This window comes from Neobacillus sp. NPDC097160, from assembly GCF_044762155.1.
In the GTDB taxonomy this organism is placed as follows: Bacteria; Bacillota; Bacilli; order Bacillales; family Cytobacillaceae; genus Neobacillus.
This window is the reverse complement of sequence record NZ_JBIWDU010000008.1, coordinates 139,623-162,886: the sequence shown is the minus strand read 5'-3', so window position 1 is coordinate 162,886 and position 23,264 is coordinate 139,623. Positions and strand designations below refer to the sequence as shown.

21 protein-coding genes, 1 tRNA gene and 1 riboswitch are annotated in these 23,264 nt (G+C 40.4%); of the genes, 19 read left to right on the top strand and 3 right to left on the bottom strand.

Going from position 1 to position 23,264, the window contains the following annotated elements:
• Window positions 1-26: 26 nt before the first annotated feature.
• Window positions 27-204, top strand: a riboswitch (Lysine riboswitch).
• 118 nt (window positions 205-322) lie between these two features.
• Entirely contained in the window at window positions 323-1,537 is a 1,215-nt protein-coding gene (locus ACIQXV_RS13405; protein ID WP_402959572.1) for an aspartate kinase, read from the top strand.
• Window positions 1,538-1,626: 89 nt separating this feature from the next.
• On the opposite strand, the gene ACIQXV_RS13400 is transcribed toward ACIQXV_RS13405, so the two are convergent.
• Window positions 1,627-2,082: a YslB family protein gene (locus ACIQXV_RS13400; protein WP_402959570.1), complete on the bottom strand. Its 456-nt coding sequence runs from the start codon at window positions 2,080-2,082 to the stop codon at window positions 1,627-1,629.
• Window positions 2,083-2,508: 426 nt separating this feature from the next.
• On the opposite strand from ACIQXV_RS13400, the gene ACIQXV_RS13395 reads away from it, so the two are divergent.
• From ACIQXV_RS13395 to ACIQXV_RS13375, 5 genes are all read left to right on the top strand, one after another.
• Entirely contained in the window at window positions 2,509-3,117 is a 609-nt protein-coding gene (locus ACIQXV_RS13395) for a succinate dehydrogenase cytochrome b558 subunit (RefSeq protein WP_402959568.1), read from the top strand.
• Window positions 3,118-3,173: 56 nt separating this feature from the next.
• A complete protein-coding gene (gene sdhA / locus ACIQXV_RS13390) occupies window positions 3,174-4,925 on the top strand; it encodes a succinate dehydrogenase flavoprotein subunit (protein ID WP_402959567.1) in 1,752 nt (583 codons plus the stop codon).
• Between the two features lie 21 nt (window positions 4,926-4,946).
• On the top strand, window positions 4,947-5,708 hold the full coding sequence (gene sdhB, locus ACIQXV_RS13385; protein WP_402959565.1) for a succinate dehydrogenase iron-sulfur subunit: 762 nt from the start codon (window positions 4,947-4,949) through the stop codon (window positions 5,706-5,708).
• Between the two features lie 201 nt (window positions 5,709-5,909).
• Complete coding sequence (gerE, locus tag ACIQXV_RS13380; protein WP_007087335.1) at window positions 5,910-6,134, top strand: spore germination transcription factor GerE; 225 nt, start codon at window positions 5,910-5,912, stop codon at window positions 6,132-6,134.
• Between the two features lie 284 nt (window positions 6,135-6,418).
• A complete protein-coding gene (locus ACIQXV_RS13375) occupies window positions 6,419-8,299 on the top strand; it encodes a PAS domain S-box protein (protein ID WP_402959563.1) in 1,881 nt (626 codons plus the stop codon).
• A 43-nt stretch (window positions 8,300-8,342) separates the two neighbouring features.
• On the opposite strand, the gene ACIQXV_RS13370 is transcribed toward ACIQXV_RS13375, so the two are convergent.
• Window positions 8,343-8,645, bottom strand: coding sequence for a HesB/YadR/YfhF family protein (locus tag ACIQXV_RS13370; RefSeq protein ID WP_402959561.1), 303 nt, complete (start codon window positions 8,643-8,645; stop codon window positions 8,343-8,345).
• A gap of 270 nt (window positions 8,646-8,915) precedes the next feature.
• Here ACIQXV_RS13370 and ACIQXV_RS13365 point away from each other — a divergent pair, with 270 nt between their 5' ends.
• From ACIQXV_RS13365 to rph, 4 genes are all read left to right on the top strand, one after another.
• Window positions 8,916-9,365, top strand: a complete 450-nt coding sequence (locus ACIQXV_RS13365; RefSeq protein WP_402959559.1) for a MarR family winged helix-turn-helix transcriptional regulator — start codon at window positions 8,916-8,918, stop codon at window positions 9,363-9,365.
• Between the two features lie 15 nt (window positions 9,366-9,380).
• Window positions 9,381-10,175 (top strand): glutamate racemase, encoded by a 795-nt coding sequence (racE, locus tag ACIQXV_RS13360; RefSeq protein WP_402959558.1) that lies wholly within the window; start codon window positions 9,381-9,383, stop codon window positions 10,173-10,175.
• 280 nt (window positions 10,176-10,455) lie between these two features.
• Window positions 10,456-11,511: a GerMN domain-containing protein gene (locus tag ACIQXV_RS13355; protein WP_402959556.1), complete on the top strand. Its 1,056-nt coding sequence runs from the start codon at window positions 10,456-10,458 to the stop codon at window positions 11,509-11,511.
• Between the two features lie 103 nt (window positions 11,512-11,614).
• A complete protein-coding gene (gene rph, locus ACIQXV_RS13350; RefSeq protein ID WP_402959554.1) occupies window positions 11,615-12,370 on the top strand; it encodes a ribonuclease PH in 756 nt (251 codons plus the stop codon).
• Here the strand turns inward: rph and ACIQXV_RS13345 are convergent.
• Entirely contained in the window at window positions 12,299-12,631 is a 333-nt protein-coding gene (locus tag ACIQXV_RS13345; RefSeq protein WP_402959552.1) for a hypothetical protein, read from the bottom strand. The two genes, rph and ACIQXV_RS13345, sit on opposite strands and share 72 nt — an antisense overlap.
• A gap of 30 nt (window positions 12,632-12,661) precedes the next feature.
• On the opposite strand from ACIQXV_RS13345, the gene ACIQXV_RS13340 reads away from it, so the two are divergent.
• The 9 genes from ACIQXV_RS13340 to yihA all read left to right on the top strand — a co-directional run bounded on the left by ACIQXV_RS13340 (window position 12,662) and on the right by yihA (window position 23,228).
• Window positions 12,662-13,273: an XTP/dITP diphosphatase gene (locus ACIQXV_RS13340; protein WP_402959550.1), complete on the top strand. Its 612-nt coding sequence runs from the start codon at window positions 12,662-12,664 to the stop codon at window positions 13,271-13,273.
• Window positions 13,270-13,782 (top strand): metallophosphoesterase family protein, encoded by a 513-nt coding sequence (locus ACIQXV_RS13335; protein WP_402959548.1) that lies wholly within the window; start codon window positions 13,270-13,272, stop codon window positions 13,780-13,782. Before ACIQXV_RS13340 ends, ACIQXV_RS13335 begins: the two co-directional genes overlap by 4 nt.
• 105 nt (window positions 13,783-13,887) lie before the next feature.
• Window positions 13,888-13,964 (top strand) — tRNA-Arg (locus tag ACIQXV_RS13330).
• Between the two features lie 105 nt (window positions 13,965-14,069).
• A complete protein-coding gene (locus ACIQXV_RS13325) occupies window positions 14,070-15,092 on the top strand; it encodes a tetratricopeptide repeat protein (RefSeq protein WP_402959546.1) in 1,023 nt (340 codons plus the stop codon).
• 169 nt (window positions 15,093-15,261) lie between these two features.
• Window positions 15,262-16,539 carry a trigger factor gene (gene tig / locus ACIQXV_RS13320; protein ID WP_402959544.1) on the top strand — a complete coding sequence of 426 codons (1,278 nt, stop codon included), beginning with the start codon at window positions 15,262-15,264 and terminating at the stop codon, window positions 16,537-16,539.
• Window positions 16,540-16,937: 398 nt separating this feature from the next.
• Entirely contained in the window at window positions 16,938-18,197 is a 1,260-nt protein-coding gene (clpX, locus tag ACIQXV_RS13315) for an ATP-dependent protease ATP-binding subunit ClpX (RefSeq protein WP_402959543.1), read from the top strand.
• A gap of 192 nt (window positions 18,198-18,389) precedes the next feature.
• On the top strand, window positions 18,390-20,057 hold the full coding sequence (lonB, locus tag ACIQXV_RS13310) for an ATP-dependent protease LonB (RefSeq protein WP_402959541.1): 1,668 nt from the start codon (window positions 18,390-18,392) through the stop codon (window positions 20,055-20,057).
• 265 nt (window positions 20,058-20,322) lie between these two features.
• Window positions 20,323-22,650, top strand: a complete 2,328-nt coding sequence (lon, locus tag ACIQXV_RS13305) for an endopeptidase La (protein ID WP_402959539.1) — start codon at window positions 20,323-20,325, stop codon at window positions 22,648-22,650.
• Window positions 22,647-23,228, top strand: a complete 582-nt coding sequence (yihA, locus tag ACIQXV_RS13300; protein ID WP_402959537.1) for a ribosome biogenesis GTP-binding protein YihA/YsxC — start codon at window positions 22,647-22,649, stop codon at window positions 23,226-23,228. The genes lon and yihA overlap by 4 nt, the downstream gene beginning before the upstream one ends.
• The last annotated feature ends 36 nt before the right edge of the window (window positions 23,229-23,264 follow it).

The window sequence follows — 23,264 nt, the reverse complement described above, 5'->3', positions numbered from 1 at the left end:
ACATTACTATCACTTTATAGTACTAAAGTGAAGGTAGAGGTGCGAGCTTCAAGAGTAGTGGTTCTGAGAAGGATGAGCTTCGAAGAAGGATCATGAAAGGGAATGTTCGCCGAAGTGAAGAAGGTCTCATTTCTTTCTTTGCTGGTTCTGCATTGAATAAATGCAGGATTGTCAAGACCTATGTCTTGGAGAGCTATCTTACATTGTTTGTACGAGAATTTATTTTTTCGTGTTCTTGAAGCAATGAGATGCCCTTCTCATTGCTTTTTTGCGTTTTTGGGAGAATCTAAGCTTAATCAAATGAAAGAAGGGGAAGGCAGCAATGGGACTAATTGTACAAAAATTCGGGGGAACCTCCGTAGCCAATGTAGAAAGAATATTAAATGTGGCAGCATGTGTAAAAGAGGAGACCGAGCGAGGGAACAATGTTGTTGTCGTCGTTTCGGCAATGGGGAAATCCACGGATCAACTTGTCGGCCTTGCAAAGGAAATTTCCTCGCAGCCAAATAAGCGGGAAATGGACATGCTGTTATCTACTGGAGAACAGGTAACCATCTCATTATTGTCCATGGCCATAAATCAACAAGGACTTAATGCCGTTTCTTTCACAGGATGGCAGGCGGGAATCGTTACAGAACCGGTTCACGGAAACGCCAGAATTTCAAAAATTAATACTGAGGCAATCCAGACCCAGCTTTCTGATGGAAAGGTTGTTATTGTTGCGGGATTCCAAGGTGTAACAGAAGAGGGTGAAATCACCACACTTGGCCGAGGTGGCTCTGATACGACGGCAGTAGCATTAGCAGCAGCACTAAAAGCAGATAAATGCGATATTTATACCGATGTAACCGGGGTGTTCACCACGGATCCAAGGTATGTCAAGTCGGCACGCAAATTATTATCTGTTTCGTATGATGAAATGCTCGAGCTTGCTAATTTAGGTGCGGGAGTATTGCATCCAAGAGCAGTGGAGTTTGCTAAAAACTATCAAGTACAGCTTGAAGTTCGTTCAAGTATGGAGAAAATAGAAGGAACAGTCATTGAGGGGGAAGCAACAATGGAACAAAATTTAGTCGTACGTGGTGTCGCATTTGAAGATGAAATAACAAAGGTAACTGTATTAGGGCTTAGCAATTCACTAACAAGCCTGTCAACCATTTTTACAACCTTAGCACAGAATCATCTTAACGTTGACATTATTATTCAAAGCACAACAGAGGGAGGAAGTGCCAATCTGTCGTTCTCCATTCATACAAATGACTTATTAGAGACATTGAAGGTACTAGAGGACAATAAGGAAGTGCTGGGTTACGAGCAGCTTGATGCGGAAAATAAATTAGCAAAGGTATCGATTGTTGGTTCAGGCATGATCTCTAATCCAGGTGTAGCTGCAAAAATGTTTGAAGTCCTTGCCGCTAACAACATCCAAATCAAAATGGTCAGCACATCCGAAATAAAAGTCTCCGCCGTCGTCGAAGAGAAACAAATGCTAAAAGCAGTAGAATCCCTACACGCAGCATTCGAACTAAGCAAATAGTAAAAAGGGTGACAGGCACCATTAAGGTACCTGACACCCTTTTAACAGTAATTATAGGTTAAAGGCTCTTTATGCTCGTTGGTTTCACTTTATTTGATGGGATCTTTTGTATCCCATTTGATAGTGAATTGTACTTTATTTGCTTTTTTGACTGGGTGTTCGAAGGCTTCGGCGACGACTTCTTTTTGAAGCTCAATCTGCTGGGCAAGAAAACCGGCCTCGAGCTGGAAAAAGTGCTCAGCTTTTGATTTCACACGGGACACAATAAGAGGACTCGTTAGTTCAATATCAATTTCATTTTTTGTTTCTTTTTTTATTTCAAGCTGGCCCCATGAAGCATTAGCGAAAAACTCAACGACTTGATCAAAATCAACTAAAGGAAATTTCCTTGCCAGACGTTTCCCTGCCCAATACAAGATTTCAGGGGTATCTTTCCCTAAAATCTCAGGCAAAAGGATTTCCCTGATTAATTCATATCCGAATATCGAAATCGTTCGTGGTTCAGCAGCATTCACATTTAAATCAATGACTGTACTTTCTTTCACATGTTTCCCCTCTTTCTATCATTCTATTATATACAATTTGTGTTATGTTTCAGTACAGTTTTAATGGAAAAAGTAATATTATTGTGCAATATCTAATTTCATGTACCATCATAATTACTTTTTCCTAAAAGGTAAAATTATTAGCATTTAGATGTTGGTAATTAAATACAAAAAAATGGTTGTATATCTAAAAAAATCCAATCGAATTAAGTGTTCTACACCATTCTATTATAATATCAATATATTTTAAAAATTTTATTTTTTACTTAAGATTGTGTATCCGTTTTCTTGACGCTCCAAGTTGTTGGGAGTAAAATGGACATGTCACATTATTGTCACAGTGGTGCTAAGTTAGAATTCTTTAAGGGGAATTAAAAAGGGAAGAAACCTAACATTATTTTTTAAAAATTAAAGGGGGGTAAAAAAATGGCGGGTAATCGAGAGTTTGTTAATCGCAGATTGCATTCGCTGCTGGGCGTTATTCCAATCGGGTTATTCCTGGTGCAGCACCTTGTAGTCAACCATTTTGTAACAGGAGGACCGGAGTCCTTCAATAAGGCTGCAGGTTTTATGGGAAATCTGCCTTTCCGGATTGTTCTGGAAACTGTAGTTATCTATTTACCTATACTATTTCACGCAATCTACGGACTTTATATTGCTTTTACCGCGAATAGCAATGTCAACAGGTTTGGTACATACAGGAACTGGATGTACATATTGCAACGTATATCAGGCGTCATTACACTGATTTTTATTGCTTGGCACGTATGGCAAACCCGCGTGGCTGCAGCATTTGGTGCCGAGGTATCCTATGATATGATGCATGATATTTTATCATCACCAGTTATGTTTGTTTTCTATTTAGTAGGTATCCTTTCGACGATTTTCCACTTTGCTAATGGTTTATGGTCATTCATGGTTAGCTGGGGGATTACTGTGTCACCACGTTCACAAGTCATTTCTACATACGTGACAATTGGTGTTTTTCTAGTTTTATCAATTATTGCCATTCAAACACTAATCGCATTTGTTTAATAATTACTGATTGTTCGGAAAAATATTGTATTTTGGATTGAGGGAGTGAGTCACGAATGGGTAAAGGTAAAGTGATCGTAGTCGGCGGCGGCTTAGCTGGCTTAATGGCTACCATCAAAGTTGCAGAATCAGGAACACCAGTAGAACTATTTTCTCTTGTTCCGGTAAAACGTTCTCACTCTGTTTGTGCCCAAGGTGGTATTAATGGAGCTGTAAATACAAAGGGTGAAGGTGATTCACCGTGGATTCACTTTGACGATACTGTTTATGGCGGCGATTTCTTAGCGAATCAGCCTCCAGTTAAAGCTATGTGTGAAGCTGCACCATTTATTATTAATTTATTTGACCGGATGGGAGTTATGTTTAATCGTACTCCCGAAGGATTACTCGACTTCCGTCGCTTTGGTGGAACACAGCATCACCGTACCGCATTTGCCGGTGCAACAACCGGACAGCAATTGCTATATGCGTTAGATGAACAAGTCCGTCGTCATGAAGTGGACGGTTTGGTTACAAAATATGAAGGCTGGGAATTCTTAGGTGCCGTTGTGGATGATGATGGCATATGCCGCGGGGTTGTTGTTCAAAACCTTAAAACAATGGAAATTAAGTCATTCTCTGCTGATGCTGTCATCATGGCAACAGGCGGCCCTGGGATTATTTTTGGTAAGTCAACCAACTCTGTTATTAATACCGGCTCCGCTGCATCGATCGTTTACCAGCAGGGTGCTACTTACGCGAATGGTGAAATGATCCAAATCCATCCTACTGCTATCCCTGGTGATGACAAGCTGCGCTTAATGAGTGAATCAGCACGTGGTGAAGGCGGCCGGATTTGGACCTATAAAGATGGAAAACCATGGTATTTCCTAGAAGAAAAATATCCTGCATATGGAAACCTTGTACCACGGGATATTGCTACCCGTGAAATTTTTGATGTCTGCGTTTCACAGAAACTTGGAATTAATGGCGAAAACATGGTATTCCTTGATTTATCCCATAAGGATCCACATGAACTAGATGTAAAATTAGGTGGAATTATTGAGATTTATGAGAAATTCATGGGCGATAATCCACGTAAGGTACCTATGAAAATATTCCCTGCTGTTCACTATTCAATGGGTGGACTATGGGTTGATTACGACCAAATGACGACCATTCCAGGTTTATTTGCTGCCGGTGAGTGTGATTATTCACAGCACGGTGCAAACCGACTAGGTGCAAACTCATTGCTTTCAGCTGTTTATGGCGGTATGGTTGCAGGACCAAACGCTGTTAAATACGTTGATGGACTTGAGAAGACTTCTGAGGCGGTTTCATCTTCCGTGTTTGACCGTCATGTGAAAGAACAAGAAGATAAATGGAATTCGATTATGTCGCTAAATGGTACCGAAAATGCTTATGTGCTTCATAAGGAGCTTGGGGAATGGATGACAGATAACGTAACCGTTGTCCGCTACAACGATAAGTTGTTAAAAACAGACGAAAAGATTCAGGAACTTTTGGAACGTTACCAAAACATTAACATTAATGATACGTCTAAATGGAGCAACCAAGGAGCAGCATTCACTCGTCAATTGCAAAATATGCTGCAACTGGCCCGCGTAATAACGATTGGTGCCTACAACAGGAATGAGAGCCGTGGAGCACATTATAAGCCTGATTTCCCTAAACGGAATGATGAAGAATTCTTAAAAACGACTATGGCAAAATTCGTGGATGCAAAGACTGCACCGGAATTCCATTACGCTGAAGTCGATACCTCATTGCTAAAACCGCGTGAGCGCGATTACACGAAAAAACATTAATAGAAAGGGGAGTAGGAAAGAATGGCAGAAAATAAAACGGTTAAATTTACAATTATGCGTCAGGATAGCGAAAATTCTGCTGCATATGAGGAAGAATTTGAAATTCCATATCGTCCGAATATGAATGTTATTTCGGCATTAATGGAAATTCGTAAAAACCCTGTCAACGCAAAGGGACAAGCTACTACCCCAATCACTTGGGATATGAACTGTCTTGAAGAGGTGTGCGGCGCCTGTTCAATGGTGATCAACGGTAAGCCGCGCCAATCTTGTTCGGCATTAGTGGATCAATTAACGCAGCCAATTCGTTTGGAACCAATGCGAACATTCCCGGTTGTCCGTGACCTTCAGGTTGACCGCAGCAGAATGTTTGATTCCTTGAAAAAAGTAAAAGCCTGGATCCCAATTGATGGAACCTATGATTTAGGACCAGGGCCGCGTATGCCTGAGAAGAAACGTCAATGGGCATATGAGCTTTCAAAATGTATGACATGCGGAGTTTGTTTAGAAGCATGTCCAAATGTAAATAGCAAAACCAACTTTATGGGACCTGCTGTATTTAACCAAGTTCGCTTATTTAATGCACATCCAACAGGTGAAATGAACAAAGCAGAACGTTTAAATGCCTTTATGGAGGATGGCGGAATGCAAGGCTGCGGTAATTCACAAAACTGCGTGCAAGCATGTCCGAAAGGGATTCCGATTACGACTTCTATTGCAGCCATTAACCGTGACGCTACGATGCAGGCATTTAGGAACTTCTTCGGCAGTGACAACGACTAAAAAGAAAAGCGCCTATTTAAAAAAACCTTCTTTTCTGATTCGGAAAAGAAGGTTTTTGGCGTTTGAGAAATTTTTTTATAAAATCATTCTCCTTAAAGCAAATATAGTCACTACATTAGGTTCGTTCACATAAGATATGGTGACTAAATATATACCCACCCAACGATTCATTACTGGCGAAGGCAAGGAGGGTTACAATACTTGAAGGAGAATGATTATAATCACAAGCCGTTACTCACCAAACGTGAAAGAGAAGTATTCGAACTACTAGTACAAGACAAAACAACGAAAGAAATCGCTGGTGAATTATTTATAAGCGAAAAAACTGTAAGGAATCACATATCAAATGCCATGCAAAAGCTTGGTGTTAAGGGGCGTTCACAAGCTGTTGTAGAGCTCCTTCGAATGGGAGAACTAGAACTTTAAAGATGACCGGCTTCCAATTTTGGAAGCCGGTTCATCATTTATATACATTTATTACTGCAAAATTGAACAAAAGTTTCATAACTTAATGGGAAATAGTAGAAATCTATTGAAAGTTTTATCAGTAAAATTTACAATGAAAATTAGGATAAAAGAAATACCCAACAGCATAGAGGCGGAAGTGAGTTAGACAATAGAGCCAGACACAAGCCAAGATGGGAGTCTTACTCATCTTGGCTTTTCATATTTTTCATTCATTTTGGGGAGAAAGGAACTGATAGAGAGAGATGAACGGTCCTGTTGAAGCAATAAAAAGTGAAAAGAGAATGCTTTTAATCAAATATTTAGATGACAATATTAGTAGATGTGAAACGTTGTTCAATTGTAACAAAGATAGTATGTTCATTTTAGATATTGAAGGACATGTTGTACAAGGGAACCCGGCTTTCGTAAAAATATCAGGTTATGCTGCAGAAGAAGCAAAGCAGTTGAAACTCCAATTCCTTTTTCCAATCGATCATGTAAATAAGGTATTTCATCATTTTCATAAAGCTGTATTAGGTCAATTCCAAAACTTTGATTGTAAAATGACGAACAAAGGCGGCATACTTGTTGATTTAAATGTAACGAATATCCCGATAAGCGTGGAAGACCAAATTGTTGGGGTATGTGTAGTTGCAAGGGATATAACCGAATTAAAAAGGAAGAAAGAAGAAGTAAGAAAAATAGAAGAAATGCAGCGGATCTTAACAGATAATGTACTAGATCTCATTATTAGCACCAACCTACAGGGGGAAATTCTCTATGTCTCCCCATCCTGTGAACATATTCTCGGCTATACTTCTGATGAGGTAATCAAACAAAATGTTTTAACCTTTATTCATCCGGATGATACGAAAAAGGCCTATATGAATCGTAAAAAGTGCATAAGCAGCCTCAAAAATGGAAGGTCCTGTTATCGTATTCGTAAAAAGGGCGGGAATTATATTTGGGTGGAGTCTCTTTGTAAACCAGTCATTGACCCTGAAACCCTTCATGTATTAGAAGTGGTAAGTGTTATTAGAGATATTTCGAAGCAAACAAAAGTAGAAGAAGATGCTAAAAAAATCGAAGATACATATCGGGATTTAGTTGAGTATTCACCCGATGCCGTGTTTATCGCCAGAGGGAATAAAATACTTTTTATTAATGAAACAGGTGCAAGATTATTAGGTGCAACAAAAAAGGCGGATATTCTTAAAAAGAAGATTTTAGATATTTTTCATCCGGATTATCACGAGATGGCAAAAAAAAGAAACAGTATTGTTTCAAGCGGGGATGCAACAGAGTTTTATGAATACAAACTCATCCGTTTGGACGGCACTGTTTTAATAGCGGAAGTCAAAGGAATTCCAACTATTTTCAAAAATAAACCCGCACGACATATTATTTTTAGGGATATAACGGAACGGAAAAAGACACAGGAACTCTTGCTAAACTCAGAAAAATTAAATGTGGCAGGACAGCTGGCAGCTGGGATTGCCCATGAAGTAAGAAATCCCCTCACTGCGATTAAAGGGTTTCTTCAGTTAATGGAGTCCCAAGTAGACAATAATAAGCCATATTTTGGGATTATCCAATCTGAGATAGATCGAATAGAACTGATTCTGAGTGAGTTATTAGTGTTAGCCAAGCCGCATGAATTAAAATTTGAAATAGTGGATTTAATTTCACTCATCGAAAGTGTAAAAACGTTAATTAATACCCAGGCAATAATGAATGGAGTTCATATTGAAACGATTTATAATTCTAAAAATTTCACGATAAAATGTGATAAAAATCAATTGAAACAAGTGTTTATCAATATCTTAAAAAATGCCATTGAAGCAATGCCTACAGGCGGTACCGTCACAATTGAGCTGAAAAAACACAGCTTTAATAAGGTGAAGTTGATCATTAAAGACACTGGAGAAGGGATGCCACAGGATATTTTAAGACGTCTGGGAGAACCGTTTTTTACCACGAAGGAGGACGGCACTGGACTCGGGATTATGATTTCCAAACAAATTGTCGAAAACCATGACGGTACAATTCACTTTTGGAGTGACCAAAAGGGAACCATTATCGAGGTGATTTTACCAATGGCGAAACATAAGCAGGTTAGACCTCCTATGAATGGGAGCACATGAACATAAACAAAACCGGCATCCAATTGGAGGCCGGTTTATCAAATTATTCCTTCGATTTCGTATAGCTAAATTCTAATTCATCCTTTTTTTCATTGTAATCAACATGTAAATCATGACCATTAAAAAACCATAAATCTGTTCCTTCTATAAAAAATGTAATGCCTTCTTTTTCGGTTTTAACAGACATATCAACTGGTTCGTTATCCACCGTAAAGCCAAGTGCAAAGTTTTCTTGAATGGGACTGCTGCCGTATATTTGCGTATAAAATCTCACTTTATTTCCCTTTTTTAACTCAACTTCATCCTGAAACCATTTTAATGCCGCATTACTTATGACAATCTCCATTATTTTCTCACCTTTAGTTTTTTATTTACACTTATTTATCTGTTCACATTCTATATTATCTCCAAACAATATGAAACTAATTTGATTCTTCCATTCATGAAAATAAGTGGTGGGAATTTTCTTGAAACAAACGTTTTTTCAAATAGATTCAGCTTGAAATTTTAGAAAAAAAAGTAGAAAATAAAGACAAGCTTTAAATATTTTACTTGGAATTGCTGATATTTATCATTATTGGTCTTGAGGAAAGCATATTTTAGGAGTGTTAAATAAATGGAACTCGAAAATCCGCTAAAAGTACCTGGAGATATTTTTGCAAATGTAGAAAAGGATTTACGGTATATATCTGGCATTATCAAGCAAAAGGGAAGGGAAATGTTAAGTAACTATAAGATTACTCCTCCCCAATTTGTGGCCTTGCAATGGCTTTTTGAAGAAGGAGATATGACAATCGGTGAGCTTTCGAATAAAATGTATTTAGCATGCAGCACCACAACCGATCTTGTTGACCGGATGGAGAAAAATTTACTCGTTGAACGGGTGAAGGATCCCAGCGATCGGCGAGTTGTGAGAATTCACTTGCTCGATGAGGGAAAGAGGATTATTGATGAAGTCATCAAAAAGCGCCAGGTATACTTAGAGGAAGTATTGAAAAACTTCTCAATAGAAGAAATTCAACTACTTCAAACTAGCTTGATGAAACTACATCAGGAAATGCGTTAAAATGAGGCGAGAAGTTTGAAACAACCAATAGGTGTAATTGATTCGGGTGTCGGTGGATTAACCGTCGCCAAGGAGATTATCAGGCAGCTTCCCAATGAGAAAATCATTTATTTGGGAGATACCGCCCGATGCCCGTATGGTCCAAGAACGAGGCAGGAAGTAAAGAAATTTACTTGGGAATTGACCAACTTTTTATTAGAAAAAAACATCAAAATGCTGGTGATTGCTTGTAACACCGCAACAGCAGCTGCCCTTGACGAGATTCGGAATGAATTGACTATCCCTGTCCTTGGGGTTATTAATCCAGGGGCACGTGCGGCGATTAAGCGGACGAAAAACTATCGAGTTGGCATTGTTGGCACAGTAGGTACAGTTAAAAGTGATGCTTACGAAAAAGCATTGAAATCGCTAAACAGCCGGCTTTTTGTCACAAGTCATGCTTGTCCAAAATTTGTCCCTCTTGTGGAAAGCGGCGAATATAATGGACCGATTGCTGAGAAGATCGTGGACGAAGCACTGCAGCCATTATTGGATCAAAATTTAGATACATTAATATTAGGCTGCACCCACTATCCATTGCTTGAGCCTCTTGTAAAGAAGGTAATGGGTGAAACCGTTCAAGTTATTAGTTCAGGTGATGAAACAGCTCGTGAGATTAGCGCGATTCTCCAATATAACGGCCAGCTGGACGAATCTGAGGTTGAACCGGAACATGAATTTTACACGACTGGCTCAATACGGATCTTTTCAAAAATTGCTTCCCAGTGGCTAGGATTCCCTGTAGACAATGTTCATAAAATAAAACTATAAATCGGAGCCCCCTATCAAAAATGATAGGGGTTTTTTGATTCGGCGAGTAAAATGGGGAAAGTGACGAGTAAAAAGTCAAAACTGACGAGTAAAATGGAAATGTTGACGAGTAAATTCCGATTTTTGACGAGTGAATCATGAAAATAGACGAGTAAACATAAATCCTCGCCAAAAAGTGATTGCATATAAAAATTTGTCCTATTTTTCTTTCCCAAAGCGGTCTAATTCTAAAAAAGGCTCGTATACATGATAGTACAAACTGTCTTAGGGGGGAATTAATGTGTCTAAAAATAAAGCAAAGATACTGGGTGTGACCATGCTTGGCTCGGCAGTCCTGCTTTCCGGCTGCGGGTTGTTTGGCGGTGAAACGCAAAAGAAAATTGATCCGCCAAAGAGTGTAACTGTCGCCGATAAAAAAGCAAGTAAAGAAACGACGGCTAAAGAAAAAAGCAAGGTGGAAAACGTCGTAAAGACAGAACTGTACCTGATTGATAAAGACGGCTATGTCGTACCGCAAACATTAAATCTGCCGAAAACAACATCGGTAGCAAAACAGGCGCTTGAATATTTAGTTGCAAATGGTCCTGTGTCGAACATGCTCCCAAATGACTTTAGAGCCGTCCTCCCTGAAGATACAACGCTGTCTGTCAACATTGATAAAAATACCGGCGTCGCAACGGTTAATTTTTCAAAAGAATTTAAAGACTACAAACCGGAAGATGAGTCGAGGATTCTCCAATCAGTAACTTGGACACTGACCCAATTTGATAATGTCAAATCAGTCAAGCTAAAAATGAACGGCCATGAACTGACGGAAATGCCGGTCAATAGCACACCAATCAGCCAAAATCTATCAAGAGCGACAGGAATCAATATCGATACAAACGATGTTGTGGATATCACCAATACAAAGCCTGTAACGGTTTACTATATTGGCGGTGAAGAAGGTTCCTACTACTACGTTCCAGTTACCCGCCGCGTAAGCAACAACGAGAAGGATAATTATGCAGCGATCGTCAATGAACTAGTTAAAGGCCCTAGTGAAAAATCAACCCTTGTATCTGAATTTGTGTCTGACATAAAACTGCTTGAGGCTCCAAAATATCAAGACGGTACAGTTACCTTAAACTTCAATAAGAATATTTATGACAGCTTTGATAAAAAGGAAATTTCACAATCGTTACTAGATGCACTCGTGCTTTCCTTAACGGAACAGCAGGGCGTTGAAAAGGTTGCTGTTCAAGTTGACGGTAAAGCAGAAATCAAAAATGATAAAGGGAAAAAACTATCTGAGCCGGTCACACGACCAGAAAAAGTCAATACAGGTAGTTTTTAAAAAAGCATTTTTGTTATACTATATAATGACAATAAAAGAGGTTGGCCCTGATGCCGCCTCTTCTTTGTGTGGAAAAAAAGTATTTGATGAAGGAGGAGGTTTTGTGCGCGTTGATGGAAGAGAGCCATTACAGCTAAGACCAATACATATTGAAACCAATTATTTAATGCATCCAGAGGGTTCAGTCCTAATTTCTGTAGGGAATACAAAGGTGATTTGTACCGCGAGCATTGAAGAACGAGTTCCTCACTTTATGAGAGGCGAAGGCAAAGGCTGGATCACAGCAGAATACTCGATGCTGCCAAGGGCAACAGAGTCCAGAAACATTCGCGAATCCTCAAAAGGGAAGGTGACCGGCCGGACGATGGAGATTCAGCGCTTAATCGGCCGTGCCCTTCGCGCGATCGTCGACCTTGGTGCACTCGGTGAAAGAACCGTCTGGATAGATTGTGATGTCATTCAGGCAGACGGCGGTACACGAACTGCCTCCATCACGGGTGCATTTGTCGCAATGTCACTAGCCTTGAATGCGTTGGCCGAGAAAAGGTCATTTTCAAAATTCCCAATTACCGATTATTTAGCGGCAACAAGTGTAGGAATTTTGCAGGGCGGCGAAGTCGTACTCGACTTAAACTATGCAGAAGATTCCAACGCCCACGTTGATATGAATGTCGTGATGACCGGAACCGGTGAGTTTGTTGAACTGCAGGGAACAGGCGAGGAATCAACCTTTTCCTATGATCAGCTCCAAAGCTTATTGCATGCGGCACAAGAAGGGATCATGGAGCTATTTGAGCAGCAAAAAGCTGCACTTGGTGAAGACATTACTCGGAAAATTGAGGGAAGACGGAAGAAATAGTTTGCAGGGTTTGCCAATCGGCGGATAGGCATCGTCAATCGGCGGATAAGCATCGTCAATTGGCGGATAAACTGCGCCAATCGGCGGATAGGCATCGTCAATCGGCGGATAAGCATCGCCAATCGGCGGATAAGCATTGCCAATCGACGGATAAGCATCGTCAATCAGCGGATAAACTGCGCCAATCAGCGGATAGACTCCGCCAATCAGCGGAAAGACTTTTAAATTACAGGTGTTTACTCTTGAAAAAACAAACTTCAAAAAAGAATACTAAAATAAGAGGCGATTACGATGAAAGAAGTTATTATTGCAACAAAAAATCCTGGAAAAGCGCGGGAATTCGAACATATTTTTGCTAGCAGAGGAATCGAAGTACGGACGCTGCTTGATTTTCCTGAAATTCCAGAGGTTGAAGAAACAGGCATGACCTTTGAGGAAAATGCCATTCTCAAAGCAGAAGCGGTTTCCCGTGCCCTTAATAAAATGGTCATTGGCGATGATTCAGGCCTTATGGTGGACGCCCTTGAAGGAAGACCGGGAATCTATTCTGCCCGTTATGCCGGCGAGCCAAAAAATGACCAGAACAATACTGATAAAGTGTTATCCGAATTACAAGGCGTTCCGGAAGGCGAAAGAACGGCAAGATTTTACTGCGCCCTAGCTGTAGCTGTGCCAGGTCAAGAAACGAGGACGGTGTCAGGCGCCTGCGAAGGCCGCATTCTGGAAGAACACCGTGGTACAAATGGCTTTGGCTATGACCCGGTATTTTATGTGCCGGAAAAAGGCGTGGCTATGGCAGAGCTAAATGCAGATGAAAAAAATAGCATTAGCCACCGGGCTAATGCCTTGAAAAAGCTTGATGTGATCTTAGATTCTATTTTAGAGAGTGCAAAACAATCATGAGCAAGGTTTTGATCGTCAGCGATAGCCATGGATTGACGAAGGAACTCGAAATAATCAGGGAAAGGCATCTGCAAGAAGTTGATTTAATGATTCACTGCGGTGATTCAGAGTTGATGCCAGACGATCAAGCAATCAACGGTTACCTCGCCGTCAGGGGAAATTGTGATTACGGCGGCGGTTATCCAATGGATACCATCTCTGAGGCTGCAGGCCGGAAATTCTTTATTACCCATGGACACCGGTACTCGGTGAAATCAACGTTAATGAATTTAAAATATAAGGCGCAGGAAGTTAAGGCCGATATCGTCTGCTTCGGCCACTCGCATGTTCTTGGTGCGGAAGTAATAGATGGAACCTTATTCTTAAACCCAGGCAGCATCCGCCTTCCGCGTGAGCGCTTAGAAAAAACATATGTCATTCTTGATTTACTAACCGATAAAATCAAGATGTCAGTTTTTGAGGTAAATGGCAGTGAAATGCCAGACCTGACAAGGGAATTTATCATGTAAAAAGAGGGGGGATATTTTCCCCCTAAAAAAATGCACAAAAACCTGTTGACTTTTCGATGTTAGGATTATATAATAAATCTTGTCTTTGATACATGACATGAATACGTCCCAGTAGCTCAGCCGGATAGAGCATACGCCTTCTAAGCGTACGGTCGGGAGTTCGAATCTCTCCTGGGACGCCATTTACACTACATACCATAATATCAACTCACCAATGCTGGTGAGTTTTTTTTGTGCCCAATTTGTGCTACACTATTTTCCAATGACGGATCGAAGGACGAAAACAGATGAAAAAACGGGAACAAATTAAACGAAAAGATAATGTAGTCTATTTTCCCGGAATTGAAAAGAGACTAACCGTTAAAGGCTTAGAAAGCCTAGAAAAGAAAAAATTCAATGAAGCCATCACCCTGTTGGAAGAGGCAAGGGAGTTGGACCAGGATAATGATGATATTTTAATTGGGCTTGTCCTTGCCTATTTTGAAGCGGGTTCATTTAAAAAGGCAAAGGTTCTGGCGAATGAAATGCTGTTAAAAGGAATCGGTGACTATTTCCAAATGGTTGATCTTTACTTGACCGTGCTGATTCAGCTACACGAATACCAGGAAATTGTTTCGACCATCGAAGTCTTATTAGAAGAAAAAGAGATTCCGCCGGAGAAACATGATCATTTCATAACGATTCTTCAATTCAGTCGAAGGATGGCCGAGAATCGTCAGCCTGCAGAAGTAGAAGTAGAAATCCCGCCTGAGGTTCAAGCATTGAATCTCTTATCAACAAACAACTTAAATGAGCAATTGCTGGTTGTTGCCGGTTTGGCGGAGAAAAACATCCGCCCCTACTTAGAAGAAATTGCCGATTACTTAAAAGATGAAACAGGGCATCCATTTTTAAAAACAATGCTATTAACTCTCTTAAAAGAACAAGAAATTAATAAGGAACTAGTAGTAGATAAATTTTTCGAAAAAAAACCATTCATTCCAACTGAGCTGCCGGAAGTTCGAGTACTGCCACGAATGATAGAGGTAAAAGCATTACTAGAAGATCGTTTGGAAAGTGAAAATCCGGGTCTTTTTGAAAATACCATCGGGATGGTGGAGCGGACGTTTTTTATCAGCTATCCGTTTGAACTGGAGCCGGCAAATCCCGCGGCATGGGCTGCTGCCTTTCATATACTCGCACAGGAATACCTGGGAATCGAACCGGAAATTAGTAAAATAGCAAGTGAGTATGGCACTGAACCAAAAGAAATAGAGCAAGCGAGGGAGCAAATCGAGATCATTGAGAAAATTTCCTATCCTAATATTTAGGTCTCGCTGTTGAAAGAAAGCAAACCTATGATATAATGTAGGGGTTGCATTGTGTAAAAAATTATATTTTACATTTAAAAAATGGAAAAATGGCTTGATGGACAAGACATATTCCGACTCAAATTCGTTATCGAATGAAATGAGAATAGATTTGTTGGAGGGAAAAGGTATGACAGCAAAATGGGAAAAATTAGAAGGAAACAGCGGTGTCCTTACAGTTGAAGTAAGTGCTGAACAAGTAAGCAAAGGCTTAGACGAAGCATTTCAAAAAGTTGTTAAGCAAGTTAACGTTCCAGGCTTCCGTAAAGGAAAAATGCCTCGTGGGATGTTCGAAAAGCGTTTCGGTGTAGAATCACTATATCAAGATGCATTAGATATTCTTCTTCCTGAAGCATACGGAAATGCAATTGATGAAACAGGAATCGAGCCAATTGATCGTCCTGACATCGATATCGAGCAAATGGAAAAAGGCAAAGACCTTATCTTCAAGGCAACTGTTCAAGTGAAGCCTGAAGTGAAATTAGGCGAATATAAAGGTTTAGAAGTGGAAGCATTAGATGCAACCGTTACTGAAGAAGACGTTGCTAACGAATTAAAAACACTTCAAGAGCGCCAAGCTGAGCTTGTTGTTAAAGAAGAAGGCACTGCTGTAAACGGTGATACAGTTGTTCTTGACTTTGAAGGATTCGTTGATGGCGAAGCTTTTGAAGGCGGAAAGGCTGAAAACCACTCTCTAGAACTTGGTTCAGGTTCTTTCATTCCTGGATTTGAAGAGCAATTAGTAGGCCTAGCTGCTGGGGAATCAAAAGACGTGGAAGTAACATTCCCAGAAGAATACCATGCGGCAGAACTAGCTGGTAAACCAGCAACATTCAAAGTAACAATTCATGAAATTAAAGGCAAAGAGCTTCCTGCATTAGATGATGAGTTTGCAAAAGATGTTGACGATGAAGTTGAAACATTAGATGCACTTAAAGAGAAAATCAAAACTCGTTTAGAAGACAGCAAAAAGCATGAAGCTGAACACCACCTACGTGACACTGTAGTGGAAAAAGCTGCTGAAAATGCAGAAGTTGAGATCCCAGAAGTCATGGTTACTAACGAAGTAAACCGTTTGCTTCAAGAGTTCGAACAACGCCTTCAAATGCAAGGTATGAACCTTGAGCTTTACTTCCAATTCTCAGGTCAAGATGAAAAGGCACTTCGCGAGCAAATGAAGGAAGAAGCACAAAATCGTGTAAAAATTAACTTAACATTAGAAGCGATTGCTAAAGCTGAAAACCTTGAAGTAACGGACGAAGATGTTAATGCTGAGCTTGAGAAAATGGCTGGCATGTACAATATGCCTGTTGACAGCATTAAACAAGCTCTTGGCGGCTTAGATGGCATCAAATCAGACCTAAAACTTCAAAAAGCAGTCAACTTTCTTGTCGAAAATAAGAAATAATTAACAAATTGTGAATAAAAAACAAGGCGCGATAAAAAATCGTGCCTTGTTTTTATACATTTTTTCAATTACATATTATAATAAGGTCAGGGAAACCTTTTTAACAATGGGCAGGAAATTAATACAGACATAGCGAATAAATAATTTCCATAAGGGTTTTAGATTTATTTTTTAAAATTATGGTTAAGATTAATGAGTACATACGTTTTTTCATTGAATTGACACAAACAAATACGAGGAAAGTAACATAATACTGTAAAGCGTTTTATTTCCAGTCCATTGGCTAAATGTGATACAATGCAAAATACATACCATTGAAAAATAGAAAAAACTCGGACTTTGTTTGTGTAATTCACGAGCTTTATTAGGGGTTTAACATGTTGTGAGGGGTGAAAGGATTGTTTAAATTTAATGATGAAAAAGGACAATTAAAATGTTCCTTCTGTGGTAAAACACAGGATCAAGTTCGTAAATTAGTTGCCGGGCCGGGTGTATATATATGTGATGAATGCATCGAGCTTTGCACAGAAATCGTGGAGGAAGAGCTTGGAACAGAAGAAGAAGTAGAATTTAAAGATGTTCCAAAGCCAAAGGAAATCTGTGAAATTCTAAATGAATACGTCATCGGCCAAGAACAAGCGAAAAAGTCGCTGTCTGTTGCGGTTTACAACCATTACAAGCGGATCAATTCGAATAGCAAAATTGATGACGTTGAGCTTTCAAAAAGTAATATTTGTATGATTGGCCCAACTGGAAGCGGTAAAACATTATTGGCGCAAACATTAGCGCGTATTTTGAATGTACCATTTGCCATTGCCGATGCTACTTCTCTTACAGAGGCTGGGTATGTTGGTGAAGACGTTGAAAACATTTTATTAAAATTAATTCAAGCTGCTGATTATGATGTGGAAAAAGCCGAAAAAGGTATTATTTACATTGATGAAATTGATAAAATTGCCCGCAAATCCGAGAATCCTTCGATCACAAGGGATGTTTCCGGTGAAGGTGTTCAACAGGCTTTATTAAAAATTCTTGAAGGTACGGTTGCAAGCGTTCCTCCTCAAGGTGGCAGAAAGCACCCGCACCAAGAATTTATCCAAATCGACACAACCAATATTTTATTTATTTGCGGTGGAGCATTTGATGGAATTGAACCGATTATTAAGCGTCGTTTAGGCCAAAAGGTAATTGGTTTTGGTTCAGATGTTAAACAGCAAGAAATTAGCCAAAAAGAGCTTCTTTCAAAAGTATTGCCAGAGGACTTACTCCGTTTTGGATTGATTCCAGAATTTATCGGTCGTCTTCCGGTAATTGCAAGCCTTGAACAGCTTGATGAAGCGGCATTAATTGAAATTTTAACAAGGCCAAAAAATGCGCTTGTTAAACAATATCAAAAAATGCTTGAAATCGACGATGTCGAGCTGCAATTCGAGGAAGGTGCACTGACTGAAATCGCTAAGAAAGCAATTGAGCGAAAAACGGGTGCCCGTGGATTACGTTCAATCATTGAAGGAATCATGCTTGATGTCATGTTTGACCTTCCTTCGCGCGAAGACATCACCAAGTGTATTATTACCAAGGAAACCGTTATCGGCGACAGCGTTCCAAAGCTAGTTTTAGAAGATGGAACCGTTATTGCTGAAGAAAAATCTGCATAATATAGTGAAGACCCGGCACTACGCCGGGTCTTTTTGCAACTTTGCGGGTCCAATGAGCGAATTTCAGGGTCAAATGAGCGAATCTAATCAGCATACATCAAAGACTGTTTTTTCATTTTGTAGTTTATTCCGCCATCCTGCAGGAAATACTTATTAATATATATTGAGTATTTAGTTGTAGGAGGGAAAAATATGAGTTGGACGGGGATTGCCTTATTTATACAGCTATTTTTCGGGATCATCATTGGGCTGTATTTTTGGAATTTGCTTAGGAACCAGCGTACGCAAAAAGTGTCCATTGATCGGGAATCCCGGAAGGAAATGGAACAGCTTCGCAAAATGAGATCAATATCATTAACAGAGCCATTATCCGAAAAAGTTCGCCCTACTAGCTTCAATGACATTGTAGGCCAAGAAGATGGAATAAAATCATTAAAAGCTGCCCTTTGCGGACCGAATCCACAGCATGTAATTATTTATGGCCCGCCCGGTGTCGGAAAAACAGCGGCAGCCCGCCTCGTATTGGAGGAAGCAAAAAAGAATTCGAAATCGCCATTTAAACCGGCTTCAGTTTTTATTGAATTAGATGCAACAACCGCACGATTTGACGAAAGAGGCATTGCCGACCCGCTAATCGGCTCGGTTCATGATCCTATCTATCAAGGGGCAGGGGCAATGGGACAGGCTGGAATCCCACAGCCGAAACAAGGGGCAGTTACGAACGCGCATGGCGGTGTCCTGTTTATCGATGAGATTGGGGAACTGCATCCGATTCAAATGAACAAACTGCTAAAAGTACTGGAGGATCGCAAGGTTTTCCTTGAAAGTGCCTATTATCATGAAGAAAATAATCAAATCCCAACACATATTCATGATATTTTTAAAAATGGCCTTCCGGCTGATTTTCGGTTAATTGGGGCCACGACCAGAACGCCAAGCGAAATTCCTCCGGCCATTCGTTCACGTTGTATGGAGGTATTCTTCCGCGATTTAAATCAGGAAGAGATTGTGACAGTGGCGAAAAAGGCGGCTGATAAAGTAAAATTAAAAATTAATAAAACCGGTGTTGACACTTTATCTACATATGCACGAAATGGCCGTGAAACGGTCAACATGATTCAGATTGCGGCAGGCCTTGCGATTACCGAAGACCGTGATTACATCAAGGACGAGGATATCGAGTGGGTGATTCATTCCAGTCAGCTGACGCCGAGAATGGAAAGAAAGATAAACGATATTTCTCATGTGGGACTTGTGAATGGACTTGCTGTATATGGGCCGAATTCCGGGGCGCTGCTTGAAATAGAAGTGACTGTTATCCCGGCAAAGGATAAGGGCTCGATTAACATTACGGGTATCGTTGAAGAGGAAAGCATTGGCGGTCAAGGTAAATCAATTCGCCGAAAAAGTATGGCACGTGGGTCGATTGAAAATGTCATTACGGTATTAAGATCGATGGGTGTACCGGCAAACGACTATGATATCCATGTTAATTTTCCCGGCGGTGTTCCAATCGACGGTCCATCAGCAGGTATCGCGATGGCAACAGGAATTTATTCCGCTATTTATAAAATTCCTATTGATAACACAGTAGCAATGACTGGTGAAATAAGTATCCATGGGAATGTGAAACCAATTGGCGGCGTCTATCCAAAAATAAAGGCAGCGAAGAAGGCCGGAGCCAAAACGGTCATTATCCCTGAGGAAAATAGGCAAACCATTTTAAATGAAATCGATGGAATTAACATTATCCCTGTTTCCCATCTACATGAAGTGTTTGAAATTGCTTTAGTCAATTCTTATCCTAAAAATGAAGCCATTCCGGCATCTATAGAATTATCGAAAAAAGAGTCCATTTAATTGAAAAAGCTTCGGTTTGGTTGAAAATCAAATCGGAGTTTTTTAGTTTCTGAATTTATGTCCATGGTACAAGTGCCTGAAACGACATAGTAGATTTGTTAGAAAGAAAACGGTATTATTGGGAAACATAATTATATTGAAAAAGAGATTAGTCTCCATTCACTAAAAATAGACACGTAAAAACAAATAAGATAGAATTGTACAACAAAGACTATTCTGCTTTACAGTAGAAATAATGGATTTTTGCATGTGGAGGTGCAGTATTTTGGCGAAAAAGAACGAATTGATCGTCCCCCTCCTGCCGCTTCGAGGATTGCTGGTATATCCGACTATGGTTCTTCATTTAGATGTAGGCCGTGAAAGATCTGTGCAGGCACTTGAAAAAGCAATGGTAGATGACCACTTAATATTTTTAACCACTCAAAAGGATGTTTCCATTGATGATCCTTCTGAAGAGGATTTATACAGGCTTGGTACGTTAACAAAGGTTAAGCAAATGCTAAAGCTGCCAAATGGAACGATTCGCGTATTGGTAGAGGGCTTAAATAGAGCGGAAATTGTTTCTATTTATGATGAGGATGACTATTATTCCGTTAGTATCATTACCTATGAGGATTCAGATACAAAGGATGTAGAAGACCAAGCCTTGATGAGAACGATGCTTGATTATTTCGAGCAATACATAAAATTATCGAAAAAAATCTCTGCGGAAACGTATGCATCTGTCACGGATATTGAGGAACCGGGCCGGATGGCGGATATCATCGCATCCAATTTACCAATCAAGCTGAAGGAAAAGCAAGAAATACTTGAAATGATTGATATCAAGAAACGTGTGAACCGCGTCATTGATACGATCCATAATGAAAAAGAAGTCTTAAATCTTGAAAAGAAGATTGGTCAGCGAGTAAAACGTTCGATGGAACGGACGCAAAAAGAATACTACCTTCGCGAGCAAATGAAGGCGATTCAAAAAGAATTAGGCGATAAAGAAGGCAAAACAGGTGAAATTGCTGACCTTACGAAAAAAATTGAGCAGGCAGGCATGCCGGAACATGCTCTTAAGGCAGCGATGAAAGAGCTTGATCGTTATGAAAAGGTGCCAACAAGCTCCGCCGAAAGTGCCGTCATCCGAAACTATATTGATTGGCTGATTTCGATCCCATGGTCGAAAAAGACGGAGGATGATATTGATATTCTCCGTGCCGAAAAGATTTTAAATCAAGACCATTACGGGCTTGAAAAAGTAAAGGAACGTGTACTTGAATATTTAGCGGTACAAAAACTGACGAATTCCTTAAAAGGCCCGATTCTTTGCCTTGCAGGACCTCCGGGTGTTGGGAAAACAAGTCTTGCCCGTTCGATTGCCACATCGCTCAATCGTAATTTCGTCCGCGTATCCCTTGGCGGTGTTCGTGATGAATCCGAAATTCGTGGCCATCGGAGAACCTATGTCGGTGCGATGCCAGGCCGAATCATCCAAGGCCTGAAAAAAGCGGGAACGATTAATCCGGTCTTTTTGCTTGATGAAATTGATAAAATGTCGAGTGATTTCCGCGGAGATCCATCAAGCGCGATGCTTGAGGTATTAGACCCTGAGCAAAACCACAATTTTAGCGATCATTATATAGAAGAAACATACGATTTATCGAAGGTTATGTTCATTGCGACAGCCAATAATTTATCGACGATTCCAGGGCCGTTATTAGACAGAATGGAAATCATTACGATTGCCGGCTATACCGAGCTTGAAAAAGTCCACATCTGCCGAGACCATTTACTGCCAAAGCAAATTAAAGAAAATGGTCTGACAAAAGGAATTCTTCAAGTCCGTGATGAGGCGATCCTGAAAGTGGTTCGATATTACACTCGTGAAGCCGGGGTGCGCAGCCTCGAGCGTCAAATGGCTACCATTTGCCGGAAAACGGCGAAAATCATTGTTTCCGGTGAGAAAAAGCGTGTCATTATTACCGAGAAGAATGTAGAGGAATTTTTAGGGAAAACAAGATTCCACTATGGAATGGCGGAGGCTGAAGATCAAGTAGGGGTTGCGACAGGTTTAGCGTATACCACTGTTGGCGGCGACACCCTGCAAATTGAGGTATCACTTTCACCCGGTAAAGGTAAGCTTGTACTAACGGGGAAACTTGGGGATGTAATGAAAGAATCGGCACAGGCAGCTTTTAGTTATATTCGTTCAAAAGCGAAAGTGCTTGGGATTGAAGAAGATTTCCATGAAAAATATGATATCCATATTCATGTTCCAGAGGGAGCAGTTCCGAAGGACGGCCCATCCGCAGGGATCACAATGGCGACGGCACTCGTATCGGCATTAACAGGCAGGCCGATTCGCCGTGAAGTCGGGATGACAGGCGAAATTACTTTACGTGGCAAAGTCCTTCCGATTGGCGGCTTGAAGGAAAAAACACTTAGCGCCCATCGCGCAGGGCTGACGAAGGTAATTATTCCGAAGGATAATGTAAAGGATATTGATGATATTCCTGAAAGTGTCCGGAATGAATTAGAATTTGTACCGGTATCACATGTCGATGAAGTTCTGAAGCATGCCCTATTGGATGGTGACACCCAATGAAGGTAGTTAGTTCAGATATTGTTATTAGTGCGGTGAAACCTGAGCAGTACCCGGAAACAAATCTGCCTGAATTTGCCCTTGCTGGCCGCTCAAATGTAGGGAAGTCTTCTTTTATCAATAAGATGCTGAACCGGAAAGGGTTAGCAAGAATTTCATCGAAGCCTGGTAAGACGCAAACACTTAACTTTTACCTGATAAATGAAATTCTCCATTTTGTTGATGTCCCTGGTTATGGGTATGCAAAGGTGTCTAAGACTGAGCGGGCTGCTTGGGGAAAGATGATTGAAACGTATTTTACGAGGCGTGAGCAATTGCGGGCGGCTGTCTTGATTGTTGATTTACGACACCCGCCGACAAATGACGATGTCATGATGTATGACTTTTTAAAGCATTACGAAATTCCCTGCATCATTATCGCCACAAAGGCCGATAAAATTCCAAAAGGGAAATGGCAAAAACATCTTAAGGTAACACGCGAGACATTAGAACTTGATAAAAATGACCATCTTATACTTTTTTCTTCTGAAACAGGGGAAGGAAAAGATCAAGCTTGGCAGATCCTGCAAAGTTATATGTAAGAAAAATAACCGCTAAAGCGCATTATTATGCGCCAG

Excerpts from the sequence above, each read along its gene's own strand:
- sdhA (WP_402959567.1), top strand. The coding sequence starts at position 3,174 with ATGGGTAAAGGTAAAGTGATCGTAGTCGGCGGCGGCTTAGCTGGCTTA.
- ACIQXV_RS13370 (WP_402959561.1), bottom strand. The coding sequence starts at position 8,645 with ATGGAGATTGTCATAAGTAATGCGGCATTAAAATGGTTTCAGGATGAA.
- yihA (WP_402959537.1), top strand. The coding sequence starts at position 22,647 with ATGAAGGTAGTTAGTTCAGATATTGTTATTAGTGCGGTGAAACCTGAG.
- ACIQXV_RS13335 (WP_402959548.1), top strand. The coding sequence starts at position 13,270 with ATGAGCAAGGTTTTGATCGTCAGCGATAGCCATGGATTGACGAAGGAA.
- tig (WP_402959544.1), top strand. The coding sequence starts at position 15,262 with ATGACAGCAAAATGGGAAAAATTAGAAGGAAACAGCGGTGTCCTTACA.
- ACIQXV_RS13395 (WP_402959568.1), top strand. The coding sequence starts at position 2,509 with ATGGCGGGTAATCGAGAGTTTGTTAATCGCAGATTGCATTCGCTGCTG.
- lonB (WP_402959541.1), top strand. The coding sequence starts at position 18,390 with ATGAGTTGGACGGGGATTGCCTTATTTATACAGCTATTTTTCGGGATC.
- sdhB (WP_402959565.1), top strand. The coding sequence starts at position 4,947 with ATGGCAGAAAATAAAACGGTTAAATTTACAATTATGCGTCAGGATAGC.
- ACIQXV_RS13375 (WP_402959563.1), top strand. The coding sequence starts at position 6,419 with ATGAACGGTCCTGTTGAAGCAATAAAAAGTGAAAAGAGAATGCTTTTA.
- ACIQXV_RS13365 (WP_402959559.1), top strand. The coding sequence starts at position 8,916 with ATGGAACTCGAAAATCCGCTAAAAGTACCTGGAGATATTTTTGCAAAT.
- ACIQXV_RS13325 (WP_402959546.1), top strand. The coding sequence starts at position 14,070 with ATGAAAAAACGGGAACAAATTAAACGAAAAGATAATGTAGTCTATTTT.
- ACIQXV_RS13405 (WP_402959572.1), top strand. The coding sequence starts at position 323 with ATGGGACTAATTGTACAAAAATTCGGGGGAACCTCCGTAGCCAATGTA.
- ACIQXV_RS13340 (WP_402959550.1), top strand. The coding sequence starts at position 12,662 with ATGAAAGAAGTTATTATTGCAACAAAAAATCCTGGAAAAGCGCGGGAA.